The 20187-nt window shown below is 34.3% G+C and carries 17 protein-coding genes; 3 read left to right on the top strand and 14 right to left on the bottom strand.

The annotated features are described in order from the left end of the window. The first annotated feature begins 17 nt into the window (after positions 1-17). Positions 18-554 carry a CvpA family protein gene (locus tag ACN0QX_RS09980; RefSeq protein ID WP_248397156.1) on the top strand — a complete coding sequence of 179 codons (537 nt, stop codon included), beginning with the start codon at positions 18-20 and terminating at the stop codon, positions 552-554. Here the strand turns inward: ACN0QX_RS09980 and ACN0QX_RS09975 are convergent. Genes ACN0QX_RS09975 through ACN0QX_RS09960 form a run of 4 tightly spaced genes read right to left on the bottom strand, consistent with a single transcriptional unit; the run spans position 551 to position 5707 of the window. After that, positions 551-2743, bottom strand: a complete 2193-nt coding sequence (locus tag ACN0QX_RS09975) for a PepSY domain-containing protein (RefSeq protein ID WP_417196750.1) — start codon at positions 2741-2743, stop codon at positions 551-553. The two genes, ACN0QX_RS09980 and ACN0QX_RS09975, sit on opposite strands and share 4 nt — an antisense overlap. Positions 2744-2776: 33 nt before the next feature. After that, positions 2777-3259 (bottom strand): DUF2271 domain-containing protein, encoded by a 483-nt coding sequence (locus ACN0QX_RS09970; RefSeq protein WP_417196749.1) that lies wholly within the window; start codon positions 3257-3259, stop codon positions 2777-2779. Positions 3260-3318: 59 nt separating this feature from the next. Further along, positions 3319-4794 (bottom strand): ankyrin repeat domain-containing protein, encoded by a 1476-nt coding sequence (locus ACN0QX_RS09965; protein WP_248397150.1) that lies wholly within the window; start codon positions 4792-4794, stop codon positions 3319-3321. 7 nt (positions 4795-4801) lie between these two features. Further along, positions 4802-5707, bottom strand: a complete 906-nt coding sequence (locus tag ACN0QX_RS09960; RefSeq protein WP_248397148.1) for a DUF6607 family protein — start codon at positions 5705-5707, stop codon at positions 4802-4804. Positions 5708-5855: 148 nt separating this feature from the next. On the opposite strand from ACN0QX_RS09960, the gene ACN0QX_RS09955 reads away from it, so the two are divergent. Continuing rightward, positions 5856-7949 (top strand): TonB-dependent receptor plug domain-containing protein, encoded by a 2094-nt coding sequence (locus tag ACN0QX_RS09955; RefSeq protein WP_417196747.1) that lies wholly within the window; start codon positions 5856-5858, stop codon positions 7947-7949. Positions 7950-7963: 14 nt separating this feature from the next. Continuing rightward, positions 7964-9055, top strand: a complete 1092-nt coding sequence (locus ACN0QX_RS09950) for an HmuY family protein (RefSeq protein WP_417196745.1) — start codon at positions 7964-7966, stop codon at positions 9053-9055. A 69-nt stretch (positions 9056-9124) separates the two neighbouring features. Here ACN0QX_RS09950 and ACN0QX_RS09945 read toward each other — a convergent pair whose 3' ends face one another. The 10 genes from ACN0QX_RS09945 to ACN0QX_RS09900 all read right to left on the bottom strand — a co-directional run bounded on the left by ACN0QX_RS09945 (position 9125) and on the right by ACN0QX_RS09900 (position 20128). Continuing rightward, positions 9125-9751 (bottom strand): carbonic anhydrase, encoded by a 627-nt coding sequence (locus ACN0QX_RS09945; protein WP_248397142.1) that lies wholly within the window; start codon positions 9749-9751, stop codon positions 9125-9127. A 184-nt stretch (positions 9752-9935) separates the two neighbouring features. After that, entirely contained in the window at positions 9936-11528 is a 1593-nt protein-coding gene (locus tag ACN0QX_RS09940; protein WP_417196743.1) for a SulP family inorganic anion transporter, read from the bottom strand. Between the two features lie 84 nt (positions 11529-11612). Beyond that, the gene (locus ACN0QX_RS09935; protein ID WP_417196741.1) at positions 11613-11900 is read right to left on the bottom strand and encodes a hypothetical protein; all 288 of its coding nucleotides are present in this window, start codon (positions 11898-11900) and stop codon (positions 11613-11615) included. A gap of 59 nt (positions 11901-11959) precedes the next feature. Further along, positions 11960-12742 (bottom strand): SH3 domain-containing protein, encoded by a 783-nt coding sequence (locus ACN0QX_RS09930; protein ID WP_371922396.1) that lies wholly within the window; start codon positions 12740-12742, stop codon positions 11960-11962. Positions 12743-12744: 2 nt separating this feature from the next. After that, positions 12745-14517, bottom strand: coding sequence for a BatD family protein (locus ACN0QX_RS09925; protein ID WP_417196738.1), 1773 nt, complete (start codon positions 14515-14517; stop codon positions 12745-12747). A gap of 39 nt (positions 14518-14556) precedes the next feature. After that, positions 14557-15411, bottom strand: coding sequence for an aerotolerance regulator BatC (locus ACN0QX_RS09920; protein ID WP_417196736.1), 855 nt, complete (start codon positions 15409-15411; stop codon positions 14557-14559). 71 nt (positions 15412-15482) lie between these two features. Next, positions 15483-16520 carry a vWA domain-containing protein gene (locus tag ACN0QX_RS09915; protein WP_376858443.1) on the bottom strand — a complete coding sequence of 346 codons (1038 nt, stop codon included), beginning with the start codon at positions 16518-16520 and terminating at the stop codon, positions 15483-15485. A 54-nt stretch (positions 16521-16574) separates the two neighbouring features. Next, the gene (locus ACN0QX_RS09910) at positions 16575-17579 is read right to left on the bottom strand and encodes a vWA domain-containing protein (protein WP_417196788.1); all 1005 of its coding nucleotides are present in this window, start codon (positions 17577-17579) and stop codon (positions 16575-16577) included. A 2-nt stretch (positions 17580-17581) separates the two neighbouring features. After that, positions 17582-19246, bottom strand: coding sequence for a hypothetical protein (locus ACN0QX_RS09905; RefSeq protein ID WP_417196733.1), 1665 nt, complete (start codon positions 19244-19246; stop codon positions 17582-17584). A gap of 15 nt (positions 19247-19261) precedes the next feature. Beyond that, complete coding sequence (locus ACN0QX_RS09900) at positions 19262-20128, bottom strand: DUF58 domain-containing protein (RefSeq protein ID WP_417196731.1); 867 nt, start codon at positions 20126-20128, stop codon at positions 19262-19264. Positions 20129-20187 lie beyond the last annotated feature (59 nt).

Raw genomic sequence — 20187 nt, 5'->3', positions numbered from 1 at the left:
CGAAATTCTAATGTAATATGACCGTAATTGATATCATTTTAGTGGCATTTTTAGGTTTAGGACTTGTGCGTGGGTTTCTAAAAGGTTTCTTTGTTGAAATTGCCTCACTAGTCGCTTTAATTGCTGGAATTTATGGTGCCATTCACTTTAGTTTTTACGCAGCAGAATTACTTATGGATTATGTGGATTGGGATGAAAAAACCATTAATGTAGCTGCATTTGCCATCACCTTTATTGTGATTGTTTTAGTTATTGCTTTGGCAGGCAAAGCCTTGACTAAACTAGCGGATTTTGCTGCTTTAGGAATTTTAAATAAGTTATTAGGTGGGCTTTTTGGTGTGGTGAAAATGGCATTAATTTTAAGTGTGTTACTCAATATTTTTGATGCTATGAATACCACGATTACTTTTGTAGATGACGAAAATACGGAAAACGCTATACTTTACAAGCCCGTAAAATCCATTGCTCCCATGATTTTTCCATTTGTAATAAAATCAGCTGAAAATCAAGAAGTGGAAGAAACAACTGAGGCAGAATTAATACCAGAATCTTAATAGCAATCCGATTGAATTTGTCCGTTTTGTTGATAGATATGCAGCCCTTCTAATTGGTGTTTTTCACAAATAAGCTCCAAGGTTTTGAGCACATCGTTTTGCATAGCTAATGAGCCACATAACATTAAAACACCTTTGTTTTTTAGCGTAGCTGCCATAAATTCAGAATCTCTTAAAAGTAAATTTTGAACATAATTATTATTGGTTTCGCGTGATAGTGCTAATTCCAAACGGGCTAATTTTTGAGTATTTAAATAGCCTTCTATTTGCGATTTGAATAATTTGTAAGATTCGTTGGTCCGTAATCCGAAATACAAATGCACTGTTTTTAGTTTGGTGTTTGCATTTAACATTCCTAAAAATGGAGCAATACCAGTTCCATTAGCAATCATCACGACATGTGGTGCTTTTTTAGGAAAATGAAAAGCCGCATTATTAATAATGCGTGCTTTAAAGGTACTGCCCAAACTAAAACCGTTTAGAAAATTAGAACCTAATCCATTGTCGTAAAATTTGACACTTAGTTGAATATGTCCATCTACTTTTCCAATAGAATATAGACGTTCCCGATAATCATTAGCTGGATAAACGGCAAGCAAATCGCCAGAAACAAACCGTTTGGCTTGTTTGGCTTTCAGTGTCAGTATAAATGTTTGATCTGGATTATCCGCTACGTCTGTTTTGTGAACAACCGTCAGTGAATTGGTTAATTTTGGTTTAGCAACTAATTTTTCTTCTGCAATTTGAACAGGAACATGTATTTTTTCCGTCCACGAATTTGTCCATTGTTTAAAAGCATCAACCGATTTATCATTAATAGTAAAAACAGGTAAAAATTGCTTGAATTCGGTTTGCATAGCTTTATCTACATCCAAGGCAAATTTGCAAAAATCAGCATAGGCATAAGAACCAAAACCAACGACGGAATATTGTAAGGTACGTGGCTGTTGGGTTGTTTTTAAAAGCTCTAAAAATTTAATCCCATTGGTTGGTGGATCTCCTTGACCATAGGTTGCGGTTAGAATAATTAGATGTTCTGCCTTATTAAAAGTTGTATAATTATTCAATTCTGTAATGTAAGATTTTTTACCAGCTTCTAAAAGTTGCTCATGTAAAACATTAGCAAACGGTAAGGTACTTCCGTTTTCTGATCCTACTAGAATAACAAACTCACATGCATCCTTTTTATACTTATTTTTAAGTTTAGATTTTCGGCGTTTTACTGTCATAGCAAATCCTGAATAAATGAAAAACAGGATGTTTGCCGTAGCAAGCGCTAAAATAACAGACCATAAAATACTGCCTTTTCCCGTATGTAAATTCAGGCTTAACTCGGAATAAAAAGTAACAAGCGGATACTTAATTTCACTTAAAATTTCACCTGTAAATTGATTAATTACTACTTCTTGATTAGTTAATGCTAGGGTGTAATAATCTTCCACATCATCAGAAAACGGAAATTCTATGGCGCGAACTTCAGAGAGCTGTGTGTTTTTAAACACAGCGAAATCTTCAACCGGTAATTCTGGTGTAGCTGAAATAGCATCAAAATCAATATTGTGTGTGGTATTGGAAGTTGGTAGTAAATCAAATTTCTCTAAAGACACATACACACCTGAAATGGTGATAATAATTATGGGAATTAAAGACAAACGTCCTAAAACAATATGCCAATATTGATTAAAGTTCTCATTGATAATTTTTGAAAAGAACTTTTTAAAACTACGTTGTCTTTTTACAATTAGAATAGAACCCGAAACCGCAATTAAAAATAAAAGGAACGAACAAAAACCAACAAAAAAGCGTCCTGTGCTTTTTAAAAATAAGGATCTATGGAAGTTAGTAACCCATTGAAAAAATGGTGAAACATCTATTTTATCGCCAAGAAATTCAGCGTTTTTCGGATTGATATAACCAGTTTTACTATCGCCTTCATGGGTAATTACAGAAGCTAAAACAAAATCATTAGCATCGATTTGAACATCTATAATTTCCGGATAGGTTTGCTTTAATGTGGAAATAGTTTCGGCTACCGTTATGGTTTCAAAATCAGCCGATTTAAAAGGTTGAATTTGTTCAGAAATAGGCTGAAACGCCAAAATAATTCCTGTTATGGAGGCTAAAAGAATAAAAACAAAAGAAGACACGGCCAAGGCAAGGTGACTGTATCTCCAAATTGAAATGGTCATAAACCAAACGTATTAATTATAAGTTCAAAAAAATTAATTTGGCATCATCCGAACATAACGAATAAATCCGCTGCCTTCTTTCTTGCTTTTTACTGTTTCAGAAGTCAATGGAAATTCCACATCTTTGGTGTAATATTCCTGATCCTCAACGGCTGTTTCAAAACGGATGCTATAACCAGCATCAATTTTAGAATCTTCAATATCTATAACACTAATAGTTCTGGCGCCTCCAGCAATAGTTGCTCCAGTAATGGCATCTATATTGCTACGTTTTTTTCCGTAGAATTTCCACCAGTCCGTTATATCATGATACCATTCGCTGTCATCTCCTTGTACGTATAGGGTTTTTTCGTATTCGCCATCTGGATTTATCAAGGAAATAACTACATACGCAGCTTCACCTGTATAATTCGTCATTTGAATCATACATTTGTATTTGGTAGAATCTGCAATGGTTGTAAAGGATAATAATCCAAAGGTTAAAAAACTAACAAGTATTATATGTTTTATTTTCATGGTTTCTAATTTTACTAAAACCTGCTAGGTTGATGAAAGACTAACAGGTTTTCAATTAACTACTTCAAAAAATCTAAATTGCTTTTACTGGATTTTAGAATCTCATTTTCCGATGCCAAATCGAAAGCGGTTTCATCAAATTCTGTTACCGCATCCGTTTTAGCGCCTATTGAAACTAAATATTTTAATATGTCTGAATTTTTAGCACGCATAGCAGCCAAATGCAGAGCTGTATTACCTTCACTATTTTTTGCATTTACATTAACAGGATAGGTGTTTACCCATTTTACTAAGTCCAAGTTATTTTGTAAAACGGCTAAATGAAATAACGTATTTCCATTTTTTTGAGGTTTGGTAATATCTATTCCATTAGCTTTAATTAAGGCTATTTTTTGTTCAAACTCCTTTTGATTATTAACAGTAAAGAATTCCATAACATACGCTATAATATTGTTTCCATTGGCATCAATAACCGAAACTTCTGCTTTGTTTTCTATTAGGAAATCAACCACCTGAAAGGTATTGTTTTTAAGAGCTAAGGCTAATGCAGATTCACCTTTCTTGTTCACCGCATTAATATCTTTTACCTGTTTGTTAAGAATGGTAATGACTTCTAAATTATTTCGGTAAGCTGCGTTTAAGAAGGCTGTATTTCCATCAGCATCCGCTTGATTTACATCAACTCCTTTTTTTATAAAATAGCGTATCAAGTCTAGATCTTTACTACGAGCCGCTAAAATATGCAAAGGTGTTTCGCCTTCTTTTGAAGACGTATTGGGGTTTAATCCTACTTCTTCTAAATAGGTGTAAAAGTCTAAATCATTGGTGTGGCTCCGGGTTCCTTGGGCAGCAAAAATAAAGGCTTGGTTATTTCCTTTAACACCTTTCTCTACTAATTGATTTAATAATTCCTTGTTACCAGTTTTCGCAACATAATTAAAAACGCCATTCCCATTGGAGTCCACACTTTGAATATCGAGGCCTTTAGATGTAAAATAATTGATGAGTTTAAAATTGGTATCAAAAGGAGCTGCTAGTAGTAGTGCATTGGCTCCTGACGGTGTAAGATCCGATTTTAAATTGGCACCATGTGCCAAACACATATCATATACTTTGGTATTGGTTTGTCCTGAACCAGCTGCAAAATTTAAAATAGTATTTCCTTTATCATCGGTTATATCCGTTTTGGCACCTTTCTTTAAAAGGTATTGCATGATTTCGGTATTACCTTTGTAAGCGGCCCAAAAAATATAGGTTCGTCCGTCATGGGTTAATTTATTGACGTCATTTCCATTATAGGATTGAATGTATTGAATGGTTTCGTTGGGTGCATCTTGCAAAATAGCATATACAACGGCGTCAAAATTATTGCTATTAGCTTGCGTTATATCATGTCCTGCTTTAATTTGGACATCTACATCTTCCACAGATGGTTTGTTGCTCCAAAAATCGCGATTTAAAAACACATTATCCTGAGCATAGCTTTGAAGGCTTAAAACTAGGATTAAGGCGTATATTATAGATTTAATTTTCATAGTATTCTTATTTTACAAATGCATCAATAATTGGGTTGATAGTTTCCGAAGTTTTATAGTTCTCATCATCCAATAAATATTTAAACATGGTTTTGTTATCTACTTTTTCTTCCAACATTAAATTTGTGTTTCGTGCAAAAACAGCATCCCATTTAGCTCTAACAATTACCCATTTCTCTTTGTTCTTTGCCCAATAGTCTTGGGCCGCTTTACATTCGCTATCGTCAATTTTCACGTAGGTATTATGTCCTTTTTCTTGAGCCAAAATCACGTCTTCCTTTCCAGTTTCACGAATAACCTTATCGTTATCCTGATCATGAATCCAACCGTTGGCAACAATTTCATGTCTGTTGGTTCTATTCATTACATTATAATCACTACGTGTTGTGTATTCTCGTCTTGCTAAAGGTGCTGTAGTGGTATTTTCCCAATAACTTTTTCCATCGATATGAACCCAAGTGGCAGATCCTTCATAACGCGGACTATCATCAACTTGAAAAACGCGCTGTGTCCATTGACCAGCCACGTCTTCTTTTGGAAGTGTTACAAAGTTCCACTTGTTATCATGGTCATAAACATATAAATTGGTGTTTTCAAACTCCCAATCTTGTCGCCAATGCTTTACAATATATGGACGCTCTTTAGATCCAACAATTAATAAATGCTGCATGACAATTTTATCGGCATCATCTTGAACCAGCTCTACCCACTCTATTCCTTTATCATGTTTTGTTGCCGATGGCATGTAAGTTGAATCACCAGAATATTCAAAAGTTTCCGCAAAATTAAAGTTCACTTCATAACAACCACACATGTTTTTGATGGCTTTTTGATCTTGTTGTAGTTTAGATTGTGCATGAATTTGTGTAAATAATGCTACTAATAAAAGTGTGGTTAAAGCTACTTGTTTCATTTTTAGAGTTTTATTTTTTTATTTGGACTTAATTCAAAATTTTTTTATTCTTATTTAGATTGAATTAAAATAAGATTTTATATTTGCAGCAAATCTATAAAGAATGAGTCTAAATAAAAATAACTTTTCACTTTTTTTTCTGCTTTTTTTGAGTCCATTTATTTATTCACAAGAAATAGAAACAGATTCTACTAAAACAGAACAATTAAGTGAGGTGGTTATTACTGGCCAATATAATCCGCAGTCCATAAAAAAATCGGTTCATAATGTAACCGTAATCACGAGGCAGCAAATTGAAAGTCAGGCAGCTAATAACATAGCCGATTTATTAAACTTCAATTTAAATTTAACGATCCTTCCCAGCGCCCAAACCGGGAAATCTAATATTTCGTTTTTTGGATTAGATCAGCAGTATTTCACCATTCTAATTGATAATATTCCTTTAGTTAGTGATAATGGCGTTGGAAATAATATTGATTTAACCCAAATAAATTTAGATGATATTGAGCGCATAGAAATTGTAGAAGGTGCTATGGGTGTAGAATATGGCGCCAATGCTGTTTCTGGAGTTATTAATATTATTACCAAAAAAGCAATTGATGGGAAATGGGAAATACAAACAGGAATTCAAGAAGAGACCGTAGGTAATGAGTACGCTTGGTTTGATGAAGGCCGCCATATACAACTGGTAAATGTATCTCACAATATTAATGATAAATGGTTTGCTAGAGTGGGTTTTAACCGTAATCAATTTGCTGGTTATTTTGGAGAAAGGCAAGGGAAAGATTACTACGGAACAGATAATTTACGCGGGTATGAATGGCTACCAAAAACACAAATAAACAGCAATGCTTTAGTTAACTATCAGTCTGAAGCCTTTAACTTGAACTACCGATTTGATTATTTTAATGAAGAATTAAACTTTTACAATCGTTCCGTTAGAACCAATCCTGATGTTGCTTCACAAACCATTAACCCCACAACCAACGATCGGGTTTACAAAACGAATCGGTTTGTAAATAATTTAAATGTATCTGGCCAATTACAATCGGGTATTAATTATAAAGCATCCTTTTCGTACCAACAGCAAGAACGAAATTTAAATGATTTTACGTATTATATTCTTACGGAAAAAAAAGATAATGAAATAGATGAAACCTACCAATCTACGAAAGTTCTTTTCTCCAATGGTGCCATAAATAACTTAATTAAAACAGATAAATTCAACTTTCAATTAGGCTACGAATTACGTTATATTGAAGGTTTTGATACCCAGGCCTCGGGAAATGAAACCCAAATGGATAAACTACAATCGGTAACTAGTTTGGCAGGTTATGCTTCCGGAGAATACCGTTTTAGCAAAAAATTTTCCGTTAGACCTGGTATGCGGTACGACCATAACTCCCTTTTCAAGTCTAAATTACTAGGGTCTTTAAGTGCGCGTTACCTGTTTGAACACGGTTTTGAACTACGTGCCGAATTAGGAAGCTCCTATAGAACACCAAGCTTTGAAGAACTGTATTATTACTTTGTAGATTCTAATCATGATGTCCGTGGGAATGAAAACCTAAAACCCGAAAACGGTTATACCGCCTTTTTTAATGTGAAAAAGCGTAGCTGGTTTAACGATTTATCTTTGGTTAATGAATTCAAAATAAACTACATATCATTACAAGATAAGATTGATTTGGCTATTGTAAATACAACGCCATTGCAATACCAATATATAAACATTAATAGCTATAAGTTAATGGGTGCAACCCTTAATAACAGTATAAAAGCGGATAATTGGACTTTTAATTTAGGAGCGACATTGCAAGGAATTTCGCGGGTTTTAGATGATGAAGTTAATGCCAACGATGATTTTTTGTTTTCCTACCAAATTAATTCAAGTGCTACCTATTATGCCAAAAAATGGGACACTTACTTTACCATGCTATATAAGTATAATGGCGAACAAAAAGATTTTGCCGCCAATGGTGACGTAGATAATGAAGGAAATAACATTTTTACACAACAAACTGTTGATGGCTATAGTTGGCTGGATGCATCCATTAAAAAAGAATTTTTCAAAAACACATTTCAAGTAACACTTGGCGCAAGAAACTTACTAGATATTACATCTGTTGATATTCGTAATTCTGCTTCAGATGGCGGTTCTCATGGTGGAAACACTTCCAATTTAACCTTGGGTTACGGACGTTCATTTTATTTAAAACTATTATATAAATTAAACCTTTAAACACTATATATATTATGATTAACAAATTTTTATCTGCACTATTTACAGTCGCTTTATTTACTACTTTTAGTTGTAGTAGTGACGACGATAACACACCATCAGGACCTATTAACGTTGTTATTGAAGGTGCTTCAATTGCACCTCAAATTGGAGGCCCAAACGAGCCTAATCAAATTTATATTGATTTAAGCACAAACACAACAACATCTGTACAACGAGATACTTGGGATTTAGGTTTTTATTCAGGTTCCGATTTTAGAGTGGCCATAAATGGTTCTATTTATATGGCAGCTGCCGAACTTTCTGCTTCAGATATTGATGCCGTGAATGCATCATCCATCGAAGTTCAAACCTTACAACCGCAAGTGGCCGTAGGTACTTTTGAAGATGTTAGTGCTGGTTTTATAGATGCACCTTTTGGTAATATTGACGGGACTGTAATTAAGGCTATTTCTGATGATGCTATTTCAAACCATGTATATTTGGTTAATTTAGGTTATGAAGTAAGCACCGAAACGCCAGTCAATGGTAGCGTAGAAGTTTCAGGCAATCCAAGAGGCTGGAAAAAAATTCGTGTTACTAAAAGCGGAAACGATTACGTTTTACAATATGCGGATTTAGAGGCTACAACTCATAACACCGTGACTATTTCTAAAGACACAAATTACAATTTTACGTTTTTTAGTTTTGATACAGAATCTGAAGTTAGCGTGGAGCCTGCAAAAACGGAATGGGATTTAAACTTTACTGTGTTTACCAATGAAATTATAGGATACGGCGCTTATGGTTATACGGATTTTGTAGTAAATAATAGTAAAGCAGATGCCACGGCTTATATGATTGATACCGATGTGGAAACCGAATTAAGTTATGATAACTTTACACTAGCCAATGTTGTAGACACAAACTTTAGTAACGATCAACGTTCTATTGGAAGTAGCTGGAGAAACGGTGGTGGACCAGGAACTTTACCTTCCCTAAAAGAAAATGTTTTTTACATAGTTAACGATACAGAAGGTAATTTATACAAATTGAAATTTTTAGCACTAACAAATGCTGATGGAGAACGTGGCCATCCTGAATTTGTTTATAGCCTATTACAATAAGTTATCATCAGCTTTCAGAATGATTATCCATAAAAAAAAGCCGCTTCAATTGAAGCGGCTTTTTTTTATTTAATCCAAATGATAAATCTCTTGAATATCATCAAGATATTTTTCAAGATCAATTTTTAAATCAATTAATTTTCCGGTGTGGATATCAAAAACCCAACCATGAACTTCTAACCCTCTATCACGAACCGCTTTTTGCACAGCAGCTGTTTTAATTAAGTTGACACACTGTTCTTGCACATTAAGTTCAACCAATCTATCATAACGCTTGTCTTCACATTCAATAGCATTTAGTTCCACTCTGTGAATTCTATATACATCCCGAATATTACGCAACCATGGATTTAAAATCCCTAAATCTGCAGACTGCATAGCGGCTTTCACACCACCGCAAGCATAATGACCACAAACAATAACATGCTTAACTTTAAGATGGTCAATGGCATAGTTTACTACAGACATGACATTAAGGTCTATACTAATTACCATATTAGCAATATTTCTGTGTACAAAAACTTCTCCAGGAGCTGCACCCATTAATTCTTCAGCCGTAACACGACTGTCAGAACATCCTATATATAAAAGTTCTGGATTTTGCCCATCACTTAAATCTTTAAAATAATCTGAACTAACATCTAGTTTGCCCTGAATCCAGGACTTATTGTTTTCGAAAACTGTTTTTAAATTCATAAATTTTAATATTTAATAGTATACAATTTTGTTTAAGACATTGTTTTCACACGCTAAAAGTATTAAAAATTATAAGGACGACGCATTTATTTTGCAATGCTTTCAATACGTTCTCGTCACATTTTTTTAAATATCGTAACGGGCCAATGTTTAAACGGTTTTAATTTTTTAAGGTTTATTTGAATTAACTTAAGCTTATTTTTGATTTCTGATTTTCATTGAAAAATGAAATAAAACTAGATGGATTTTCAACAATACCACGTTTAGATAAAAGCTTTATACTAATATTTCGTTCTTCCGCTTTATACAGGAAATCTTCTAAAATCTCAATGATATCATGATCTAAATACCTTGTATTAATAAGGTCTAGTTCTAAATACGTGTCTCTTGGCAAACTCTCCAATTCTTTAAGAATAGCTCCTTTATTAAAGAAGGTTACTTCTTCAGCAAGTGTCATTTTTATTTTATGTTTTCCATTGCTCTTATCTTCAATATGAAGAAAGTGCGAATTTTGGTAACTTTTTAAGAGAATAACTACAACACCAACCATTAATCCTAATCCAATGCCAAACAACAAATCCGTAAACACAATACCCACAACCGTAACAATAAAGGGTACCCATTGTTTCCAACCTAAATTATACATATCTTTAAATAAGGTTGGTTTAGCCAGCTTATAACCAACAAGCAAAAGAATGGCAGCTAAAACAGATAGGGGAATCATATTGAGTAATTTAGGAATTAATACCACTGAAATTAACAATAAAAAGCCATGTAAAATAGTTGATAATTTGCTTTTTCCACCCGACTGAATATTAGCCGAACTTCTAACGATTACCTGTGTTATTGGCAAACCACCAATTAACCCCGAAATCATATTTCCTGTCCCTTGTGCCAATAGTTCTCTATTGGTTGGTGTCACGTTTTTATTTGGATCAATTTTATCCGAAGCTTCCACACATAACAACGTTTCTAAACTTGCCACCAAGGCAATAGTAAAGGCCGTTACCCACACATCCACATTGGTAATTACTGAAAAATTTGGGAAGCTAAATTGATTTAAAAAATCGGTAGCATTTTCCGGAATTGGAACACTAACCATGTGTTTATTTCCAATGGAAAGAAAGTCATGATCTTGAAAAAGTGTATAAAAAATAATTCCTAAAACCACCACAACAAATGGTCCTTGTATCAGTTCAAAAAGCTTTGATTTTTTGCTTAATATTTTCTCCCAAAATACAAGTAATAACAAACTAACTATTCCTATTAAAGCCGCTCCAGGGTGAATGTTACTTAACACCGCAAAAAGTTCAGAAAAGGTATTTCCACCATCAATTTCAAAAAACTCTAAATCCCAAGCTGATGCTTCATCATAACCAAAAAAGTTAGGTATTTGCTTTAAAATAATGATAATTCCAATCCCAGTTAGCATACCTTTAATTACGGAAGATGGGAAATAGTACCCAATAATACCCGCTTTTAAAACTCCAAATAATAACTGAATAGCACCACCTAAAACAACGGCTACTAAAAAGTTTTCATAACCGCCAAGAGTTCCAATAGCAGTTAAAACAATGGCCGCTAAACCCGCTGCAGGCCCACTTACACCTATTTTAGAGCCGCTTAAACCACCAACAACAATTCCTCCAATAATACCAGCTATTAATCCCGAAAACAAGGGCGCTCCGCTGGCAAGAGCTATACCTAAACATAAAGGTAAGGCAACAAAAAACACGACAATACTCGCTGGTAAGTCGCTTTTAATATTTTTAAACATACATATAAATAATTGCGCTTCTAATCCGTTTCAGACTAGAAGAGTTAATAAAAAACGAGGCTAATTAATTAGCCAATCACGAAATTATATGATGTTGTAATCGGGTGGAGGTGAAATGAGATTTAAATGGGGTTTTGAATAATTCTTGAAATAATACCCCAAATAATCTTGAGCATTTGTAGCGTATAAATTCTCTAGTTCATTAAAATCACTATTAGAGAGCGGGAATTTAAAACTTTCATTTTCTTCTTCCGTAATGCTATAGAATATAGATACATCTACATTTTCGTCTACTGCAACAATTATTGATGGCGCTGAAATGAACGCCACAAATAAAATAGAAAACAAAATTGCAATAGTTTTTTTACTCATGTAATGATATTGGATGGCAAATATATTATTTTCAATATTTTATTAACGTTAAATTAGATTTAAAATTTCTTTAATAATTTAATATCTGTAGCCGGAATCCATCCAGTTTTGCCATCCGTCAATTTAATTTTCTTCCAATTTTCTACGGTATCTAAAACCTGTACTTTAGTTCCTTCATGGAGTACAAAAGCTTCCGTGCTTCTTAAGTTAGGTTCACTTTTTATTTGACTTTCTTGAGCAAATACAATGGCTGGATTGTTGTTTTTATCTAAATCGTACTTATTGAAAGCTGATACGACTGATCCTAACATTAAAAACAGTCCAATAAATCCTACTGTAAACGAAAAACGCTTTGTTTTGGTTCCTTTTGCCAAATAATAATTAATAAAAGAAAATACAGCTAAAAACACAAAACAGATGGCCAAAATGGCCCAAGCATCAAAACTTACAGCGTTTGAAACCTGATTAATAACTTTGGAAACGCCAACTTCTGGAACCACATCAATAGCATCTAAGGTCATGTTTTTTGCAAACGCTATATTTTGATTAATTTCAGCATCATTAGGTGCTAATTGCAAGGCTTTTTCATAATAAAAAATACTTGGCGCAATATGGTTGAGTTTATAATGTGCATTGGCTAGATTAAAATACAGCTCTGCTGAATGCATATCTGTATCCAAAATTTGTTGGTATTTGCTTATAGCTTCTTCGTATTTAGCATCGTTATATAAGGTGTTGGCTTGCTCAAACAATTGCATGTTTTGACCAAGGGAACACAAGCTAATTAAAGCTATTAATAGCGTGAGAAAATATGTTTTATGAAGTTGCATTATCTGTAACATATCTATTTTAATTCTTTATCAATTTTTGAAATTGTTTGCGCTGCACGCTCATAATCTTGTTCCATTTCCACCTGTGTAATTGGTGTGTAACGCGCCAATTCGCAGTTTTTTAAAATGGCCACAAAACCAGTAATAGTTTCTTGGCTTACACTGCCTTTATGCAGCAACTCTTGAATCTTATCCTTACTTAAATCGCTTGTTTCAATATGAACGGTTGCCTTTAAATAGTTGTGTAAGGCTTTTTCTAATGCCACATAAAATGCTTCTTTTTGACCGAGCGCTTTTTTGGCCTCGCTTAAGTATTTCTTGGCTAGCTTATCTGCTTTACGAATTTTATTTCCAAATACATCAGCATCTCGTTTATCCTTATTTTTCTTGAACACAATAACCATAGGTATTGCTATAAAGGGCATTAAAAGCGCTGCCCAAAACCCGGTAGATTTAAAAAAGTGATCAGGTTTGGTACTTGTAAAATTCGTGCTCGTTTTTATAAATGCAAACTGATTACTATTTAATACCACACGCTGCTTATCACCGCCAACTGCAGTAATATCTTGATTACCTGTTTGGCTTGTTGGACCTTGCAACACATCAATAACTATCTCGTTGGAATTAATGGTTTTATAGGATTCTGTTTTTAAATCGAAATAAGAAAAAGAGATATTCGGGATTGGATATTTTCCTTTAAATTGCGGTACAACCGTATAACTATCTGAAATACGTCCTTGCATGCCGTTTAAATTGGTTCGTACATCTTCCGCATGCTCAGGCTCATAAACTTCCAATGAGCTTGGCAAATTTAATTTAGGCAATTGAAATAATTTCAAATTCCCAGAACCTGATACTTCTACTGTAGCTTGTAAAGATTCCGTCGCATTTAATGACGATTTAGATGTGGTGACTTTAAAGTTAAAATCGCCCACAGCACCTGTAAAATCTGTTGGTTTTCCTTGTTCTGGAAGTGGTTTCACGTTAATAGTTCGTTTACCTGCTGACACTGTTTTGTGCGCTTGTTGCATGAGACGACCACCAAAAATATCGCGTCGGTTTGTTGGAACCTCAACCGTAATATCTAAACTTAATGGTTCAATTTCTAATTCACCTGTTTTTTGTGGATATAATACCGTTTTGCGCAATACCACATAGCGATAATCTTCCCCTTTATAGGTCCCATTTTGCACTTTTAGTTGTCGGATATCTATGTTCTGACTCCAAAAATCACTGTATTTAGGATTGTCAATTTCGCGCCAATTACTAACACCTGTATCTGGTGAAACGTATAATTTATACACAACGGTTATCGCTTCATTTAGAAACGGTTTATCATCTGAAATTTCGGCAACCAGATGAATGTTTTCGGAAGCAATATAATCGGCATTATTGCCATCTTTAGGTGTTTCAACAGCACCTGTAACGACAACAGAAATGGGCGTAGTTTTATAAGTTTCACCGTCAATTTCTATCACAGCCTGATTAATTGTAAACGTTCCTTGACGTTTTGGTGCTAAAAAATAACTGTAGGTTTTAGAATAGGTTCGTTTTCCATTAGCATACGCATAACTTACGGCTTGATTTGGACCACCAACAACCGTGAAATTAGTAAAGTCTGGTGGATTAAAATTATCACCATCTTTATTCATTTCGAAATCAACGCGTAATCGCTCATTAATTCCAAGTCGTTTTTTGCTAACTTTAGATTCAAAGGTTATTTGAGCACTAGCCAACGTACTTGATAGCACTAGTAAAATAACTGTAATGTGTTTTATAAGTTTCATGATATCGTTCTATCCGCTTCTAATTATTTTGTAACCGAATTACCAATCTTTTTCAGTTTGAACTTTAACGCCTTTCTGTTTCTCGGCATTCATTTTTTCCTGCACTTTAGACTCTTGATTGTTCATAGCTTCTAGCAGGTTTTTCATTTGCTGTGGCGACATTTGTCCCGGTTGAGGCTGCGGTGGTTGTTGCTGTTCCTTATCTTTCCCAGGATCTTGATTTTCTTTGCCTTTGTCTTTTTCATCATCTTTAGGCTTGCCATCTTCATCCTCTTTGTCGTCGCCTTCCTTTTTATCTTGATCGCCTTTATCTTTCTGGTCGTCCTGGTCGCCTTCCTTATCCTTATCTTTGTCCTTTTGGTCGTCCTTGTTCTCGTCTTTATTTTCGTCCTGCTTATCTTGGTCTTTGTCCTCGTCCTGATTTTGGTCTTCCTGTTGCTTGGCACACTCTTTTGCTAATGCTAAATTGTATCGCGATTCATCATCTGTTGGATTGTTTCGCAAGGCATTTTTGTAGGCTTCAACAGCTTCTTTACATTTTTTATTGGTCATTAATATATTTCCAATGTTATGAAAGGCTTGATGTTTTTCAGATTTAGACGTGGCTGCTTTAGCTGATTTTTGCAATTGGTATAAGGCTTCTTCTAAATTACCTTCTAAAATTTGCGAGGTTCCTAAATTATAAACACCTACAGTTTCCGTTGAAGATTCAGAGATAGCCTGACGGTAAGCCATTTCAGCAGAAACAAAATCGTCATTTCCTAAAAGGTCATTTCCTTCAAAGACGAGATTGTTCGCATTTTTAGCGGCTTTTAATTGGGCAGCTTTATCTTCTTCTTGCGAAAAAGAAGCCACCGAAATTAGGGCGAATATGTAAAAAAATAGGTTTTTCATTGGTGCCTTTAAAAGTATAAAACTACTGACTGTTAATGCGTTAAAAATTCTATAAATTATTTCTGAAAATTTTAAAAGTTTTCATTGAATAAATTGAGACGTTTTAGCCAAGCCGTTTTGCGTTCTAATAAGAAAATATCGATAAATAAGAAGAATATAGCAAAGCCTAAAAACCACTGAAATTGATCTTTAAAATCTGCAAATTGCTTGGCTTCATATTCTTGTTTATCCATACCGTTTAATATATCGGTAATCTGCTCTACAACGTTGTTTGTATTACGTCCGTTTATATAGGTTCCATTGGCTTCTTCAGCAATCTTCTTCAAATTATTTTCATCTAATTTTGTAATAACCGTTTCACCATTATTGTCTTTTTTATAATTAAGAACAACGCCATTTCTTTTAATAGGAATGGGTCCGCCTTTTACATCGCCAACCCCAACAGTAAAAATCCTAATACCTTCTTCATTAGCCTCTGCTGCCACATTTTGTGATAATTCAGAATGATCTTCACCATCTGAAATAATTATCAAAACACGATTGGTTTGTTGCTCGTCATCATAATAGGTTTTGGAAAGTTCAATGGCTTCATTAATAGCGGTTCCTTGAGATGATAACATATCCGTATTCATACCTTGTAAAAACATTTTTGCAGAGGCATAATCCGTGGTAATTGGTAATTGTGGAAAGGCCTTGCCCGCATAAGCAATAATACCCACACGATCTCCAGCCAAGTTATTGATGATTTGGGTAACAAGCTGTTTAGATTTTTCTAAACGGTTGGGTGCAATATCTTCGGCTAACATACTTTTGGAAACATCTACGGCAAAAACAATATCTACGCCTTCACGCTTAACGGTTTCTAATTTGGTTCCAATTTTAGGGTTTACCAATGCTATGGCTAAACAAGCAAATGCCAGACTTAAAACAAGTACTTTTAAAACGGTTTTAAATCCAGATTGGTTTGGACTTAAGCGTTTTAATAAACGTTTATCTGCAAACTTATTTTGAGCGCGTTTTTTCCAAAATTGAAGTACCACGTATAGGCCCATAATTACTGGGATAACGGCTAATACCCAAAACCATATTTTTTCTTCTAATTGATACATATTTATTTCCCTTAAAATGGGAATCTTTTAATATTTATTCTTACTACGTTTAATTTAAACAAAACTCCTAAAAATAGTAATCCGCAATAACACTTCTAACAAGAGTAAAATACCCGCTAAAAACACTAATGGTCTAAACAGTTCTTGATAATTATAAAATTTAAACTCTTCTACTTCTGTTTTTTCTAACTTATTAATCTCGTCATAAATGGCACTTAACTTCTCATTATCGGTGGCACGGAAGTACTTTCCTCCTGTATCATCGGCTATTTGCTGAAGTAAGACCTCATCAATTTCCACTTGCACAAGACCATACTGAAATTGTCCATTGGACAACATCCGAACTGGAGATAAAGCCATGCCATTTGTTCCTATACCAATAGTATAGGTTTTTATACCAAATTCAACGGCTAATTCGCTCGCAATTTTAGGATCTATAAATCCAGAATTATTGACACCATCGGTTAATAAAATGATGACTTTACTGATGGCTTTACTATCTTTTAAACGGTTTACCGCTGTTGCTAAACCCATACCAATGGCTGTTCCGCCTTCTATAATGGTATTGTATTCTATGCTTTTCAAGGAGCGTAATACTATAGCTTTATCACTAGTAATTGGTGTTTTGGTATAACTTTCGCCTGCATATTCTACCAAGCCGATTCGGTCATTTGGTCTGCCCTGAATAAATTCGGCAGCCACTTCTTTTAGAGCTTCTAACCGATTTGGTTTTAAATCTTTTGCCAACATACTCGCAGATACATCAATAGCCATAACAATATCAATACCGCGTGTGGTTTTCGTTTTTGTACTGACATCTACCGAACGTGGTCGGGCTAATGCTGTAATTAAAGCTGCCAATGCCAACATACGCAGTACAAATAATAGATGTCTGAATTTTGGCAAAATAGATGGTGTTGCCTGAAAGCCTTTTATGCTGGATATTTTTAATTCAGCCGTTTGTTTATTATGTTTTATGACATACCAAACTATGGCAATTGGAATAAGCAACAATAGCCAAAAAAACTGTTTATCTAAAAAATCGACTCCTTCAAACATCATCATTCTGCTGTTGGTTTTAGTTCAACGGAATTTTCTATACGCGCCACCATTTCAGCGGCATATTCATCATCTTTTTGCCATATAATAATAATTTGCTGAATGATATTCTGTGTTGTAAAATGCAGCAATATATATTCCCCTTCCACAAAAGAATCTGAAGTACCAATTGGAAAGTTTGCATAACCAAAGGTTTTTAATCCTTCCGCATTATTAGGTGTTACAAACTTTTCGTTTTTTACAATAATGTTAGTAACGCCTTTACGTTCCAAATCTTGAATGGCTTTTTCTGCAACAGCTACTAAATTAATAGAGTCTTCAGGTTTCTGATTCTTTAAAACAGCTGTATTTAATGTGATATTTAAGTTGCTCCCTAAACTGCCATAATTAAATGTGGTATAGTCTACTTGCGTGTTTTCACTTTGGGTAGAATCTAATTGTATACGTTTTAAAACTTCAGGCGTTGAAATAATAATAGGAGGAAAACCATAATCACTGCGTACCCAATTACCTTCCAATAATTCCAAACTATTATTTCCAAGTAAGGTGTCTTTTACGTAATTGAAACCATATTTTAAGCCAAAACCTATGAAGGTGGCTATTAATAAACCAACAACCACCAATGTTGAAATAATTACTTTTCGGCGTTTCTTTTTGCGTGCTTGGGCTTCCTTATATTGTTCGTCTAAAAGTTTTTCTTCTTCAGTAGGTTCTGGTAAAACTTCTTTTACGTGATCAATTTCTTCATCAATTGTTTTTCTATCAAATTTAGCTAATTCTTTATCTGGTGCAGATTTGGCGAATTTTACTAAATCGGCACGTTTAAAAATACTTTCAAGGTTTTTAATAGTTTCCAAACTTAAGTCAATTTGATTGCCATCTTTTAATAAGCGTAATCGTGAAATAAGTTCGTCCGTAGTGCTTTCTAATGCGTGATCATAAACCTTCTCATCTAAATAACGACGGATGGCTAGGGTTAGTTCAGAATAGTATTCTTTATAGGCATCTTCTTCCAAATACCGATGCTCATCTAATTGTTTTAAAGCTAATTTAGCGCGATCATAAGGAGGTAACAACGCTATTTTCTCTTCTTCGGTTAATGTTTTTTTACGCCAAAGAAACCAATATAATAAAGCTGCAACCAAAGCGACAGCTAATAAAATAATTAGTAGGGTTTTCCACCAGTTGCTGCTGCTTTTTTCTACAGAAATAATTGGCTTAATAGTGTACAAGCCCTGTTTGAGCGTATCTACAATGACTGGATTCACCATAACTTTAAGCGAATCCGTAAAAAGCGTTTTATCGTTTATTATAATTTTTTGCCTCGGAATGGTATACGATCCTGAATCGAATTGGGTTAATCCGTACTTTTTAATCAGATTGAATTTGTCTGCATTTTTAGTAGTATCAATGTCGTAGGTTTCAATAACTTCTAAAGGTAAAAATGTAGCGCCTTCCGGAAAAACAACTAAATCCGTACTATCTGTTTCTACTTCTATTTGAAAAGTAATTTGCTCACCAATTTTAATTTCAGAAACATCGGTAGCCGATTTTACTTGTGCTACAGAAACTGCCGAAAAAAGAAAAAACATACAAGAAAACAGAACCGCTAGTGGTAAACCAAAAACGGAAGATGTATGTTTCTTATAGTATAAATATGGATTCATAAATTGTAATATCAATTAGCTTCTTTGCTTGAAATAGCCTAATAATTTTTTAACATAACTTTCATCCACACGGCAATCAATAACACCTGCTCCTGATTTGGAAAAACTTTCTTTAAAATAAGTAACATGGTCATTATAATGTTTGCTGTAAGCTAAGCGCACACGTTTTGATGCCGTATTTACCAACATACTTTTGCCTGTTTCTTGGTCTTGCATTTGGACCATTCCTAAATTTGGTATGTTTTCTTCATGCCTGTCATACACACGAATTCCAGAAATATCATGACGTCCAGCAGCAATTTTTAAATTATGACGATAATCGTCTTCCATAAAATCTGACAACATAAAAACAATGGCTTTCCGTTTCATAACATTCGATAAAAACTTCAAAGCTTCTGCTATATCGGTTTTCTGACTTAGTGGTTTAAACTCGATGAGCTCACGGATAATTCGCAACACATGCGAGCGTCCTTTTTTAGGTGGAATATAAAGTTCAATAGCATCTGAAAATAAAATCAGACCGATTTTATCATTATTTTGAGTAGCCGAAAATGCCAATGTTGCAGCAATTTCAGTAACTATCTCATTTTTAAATTGAGAATCTGTTCCAAAAAATTCAGAACCTGAAACATCCACCATTAACATCATGGTTAGTTCACGTTCCTCTTCAAAAACTTTTATGTGTGGTTCGTTGGTTCTGGCGGTAACATTCCAGTCTATATTTCGAACATCATCGCCATATTGATACTGACGCACTTCACTAAAAGTCATCCCACGACCTTTGAAGGTGGAATGGTATTCACCTCCAAAAATATGATCAGACAACCTGCGTGTCTTAATCTCTATTTTTCGTACTTTTTTTAGTAATTCTTTTGTATCCATCGCTTCAGTAAACAGTGTTCAGTCGCAGTTTTAAGCTTTTCTTGTATTCATATTCCAGC

The organism is Bizionia sp. (genome assembly GCF_048259285.1).
GTDB classification, from domain to species: domain Bacteria; phylum Bacteroidota; class Bacteroidia; order Flavobacteriales; family Flavobacteriaceae; genus Algorimicrobium; species Algorimicrobium hallyeonense.
This window is presented reverse-complemented; position numbering and strand designations above follow the sequence as displayed.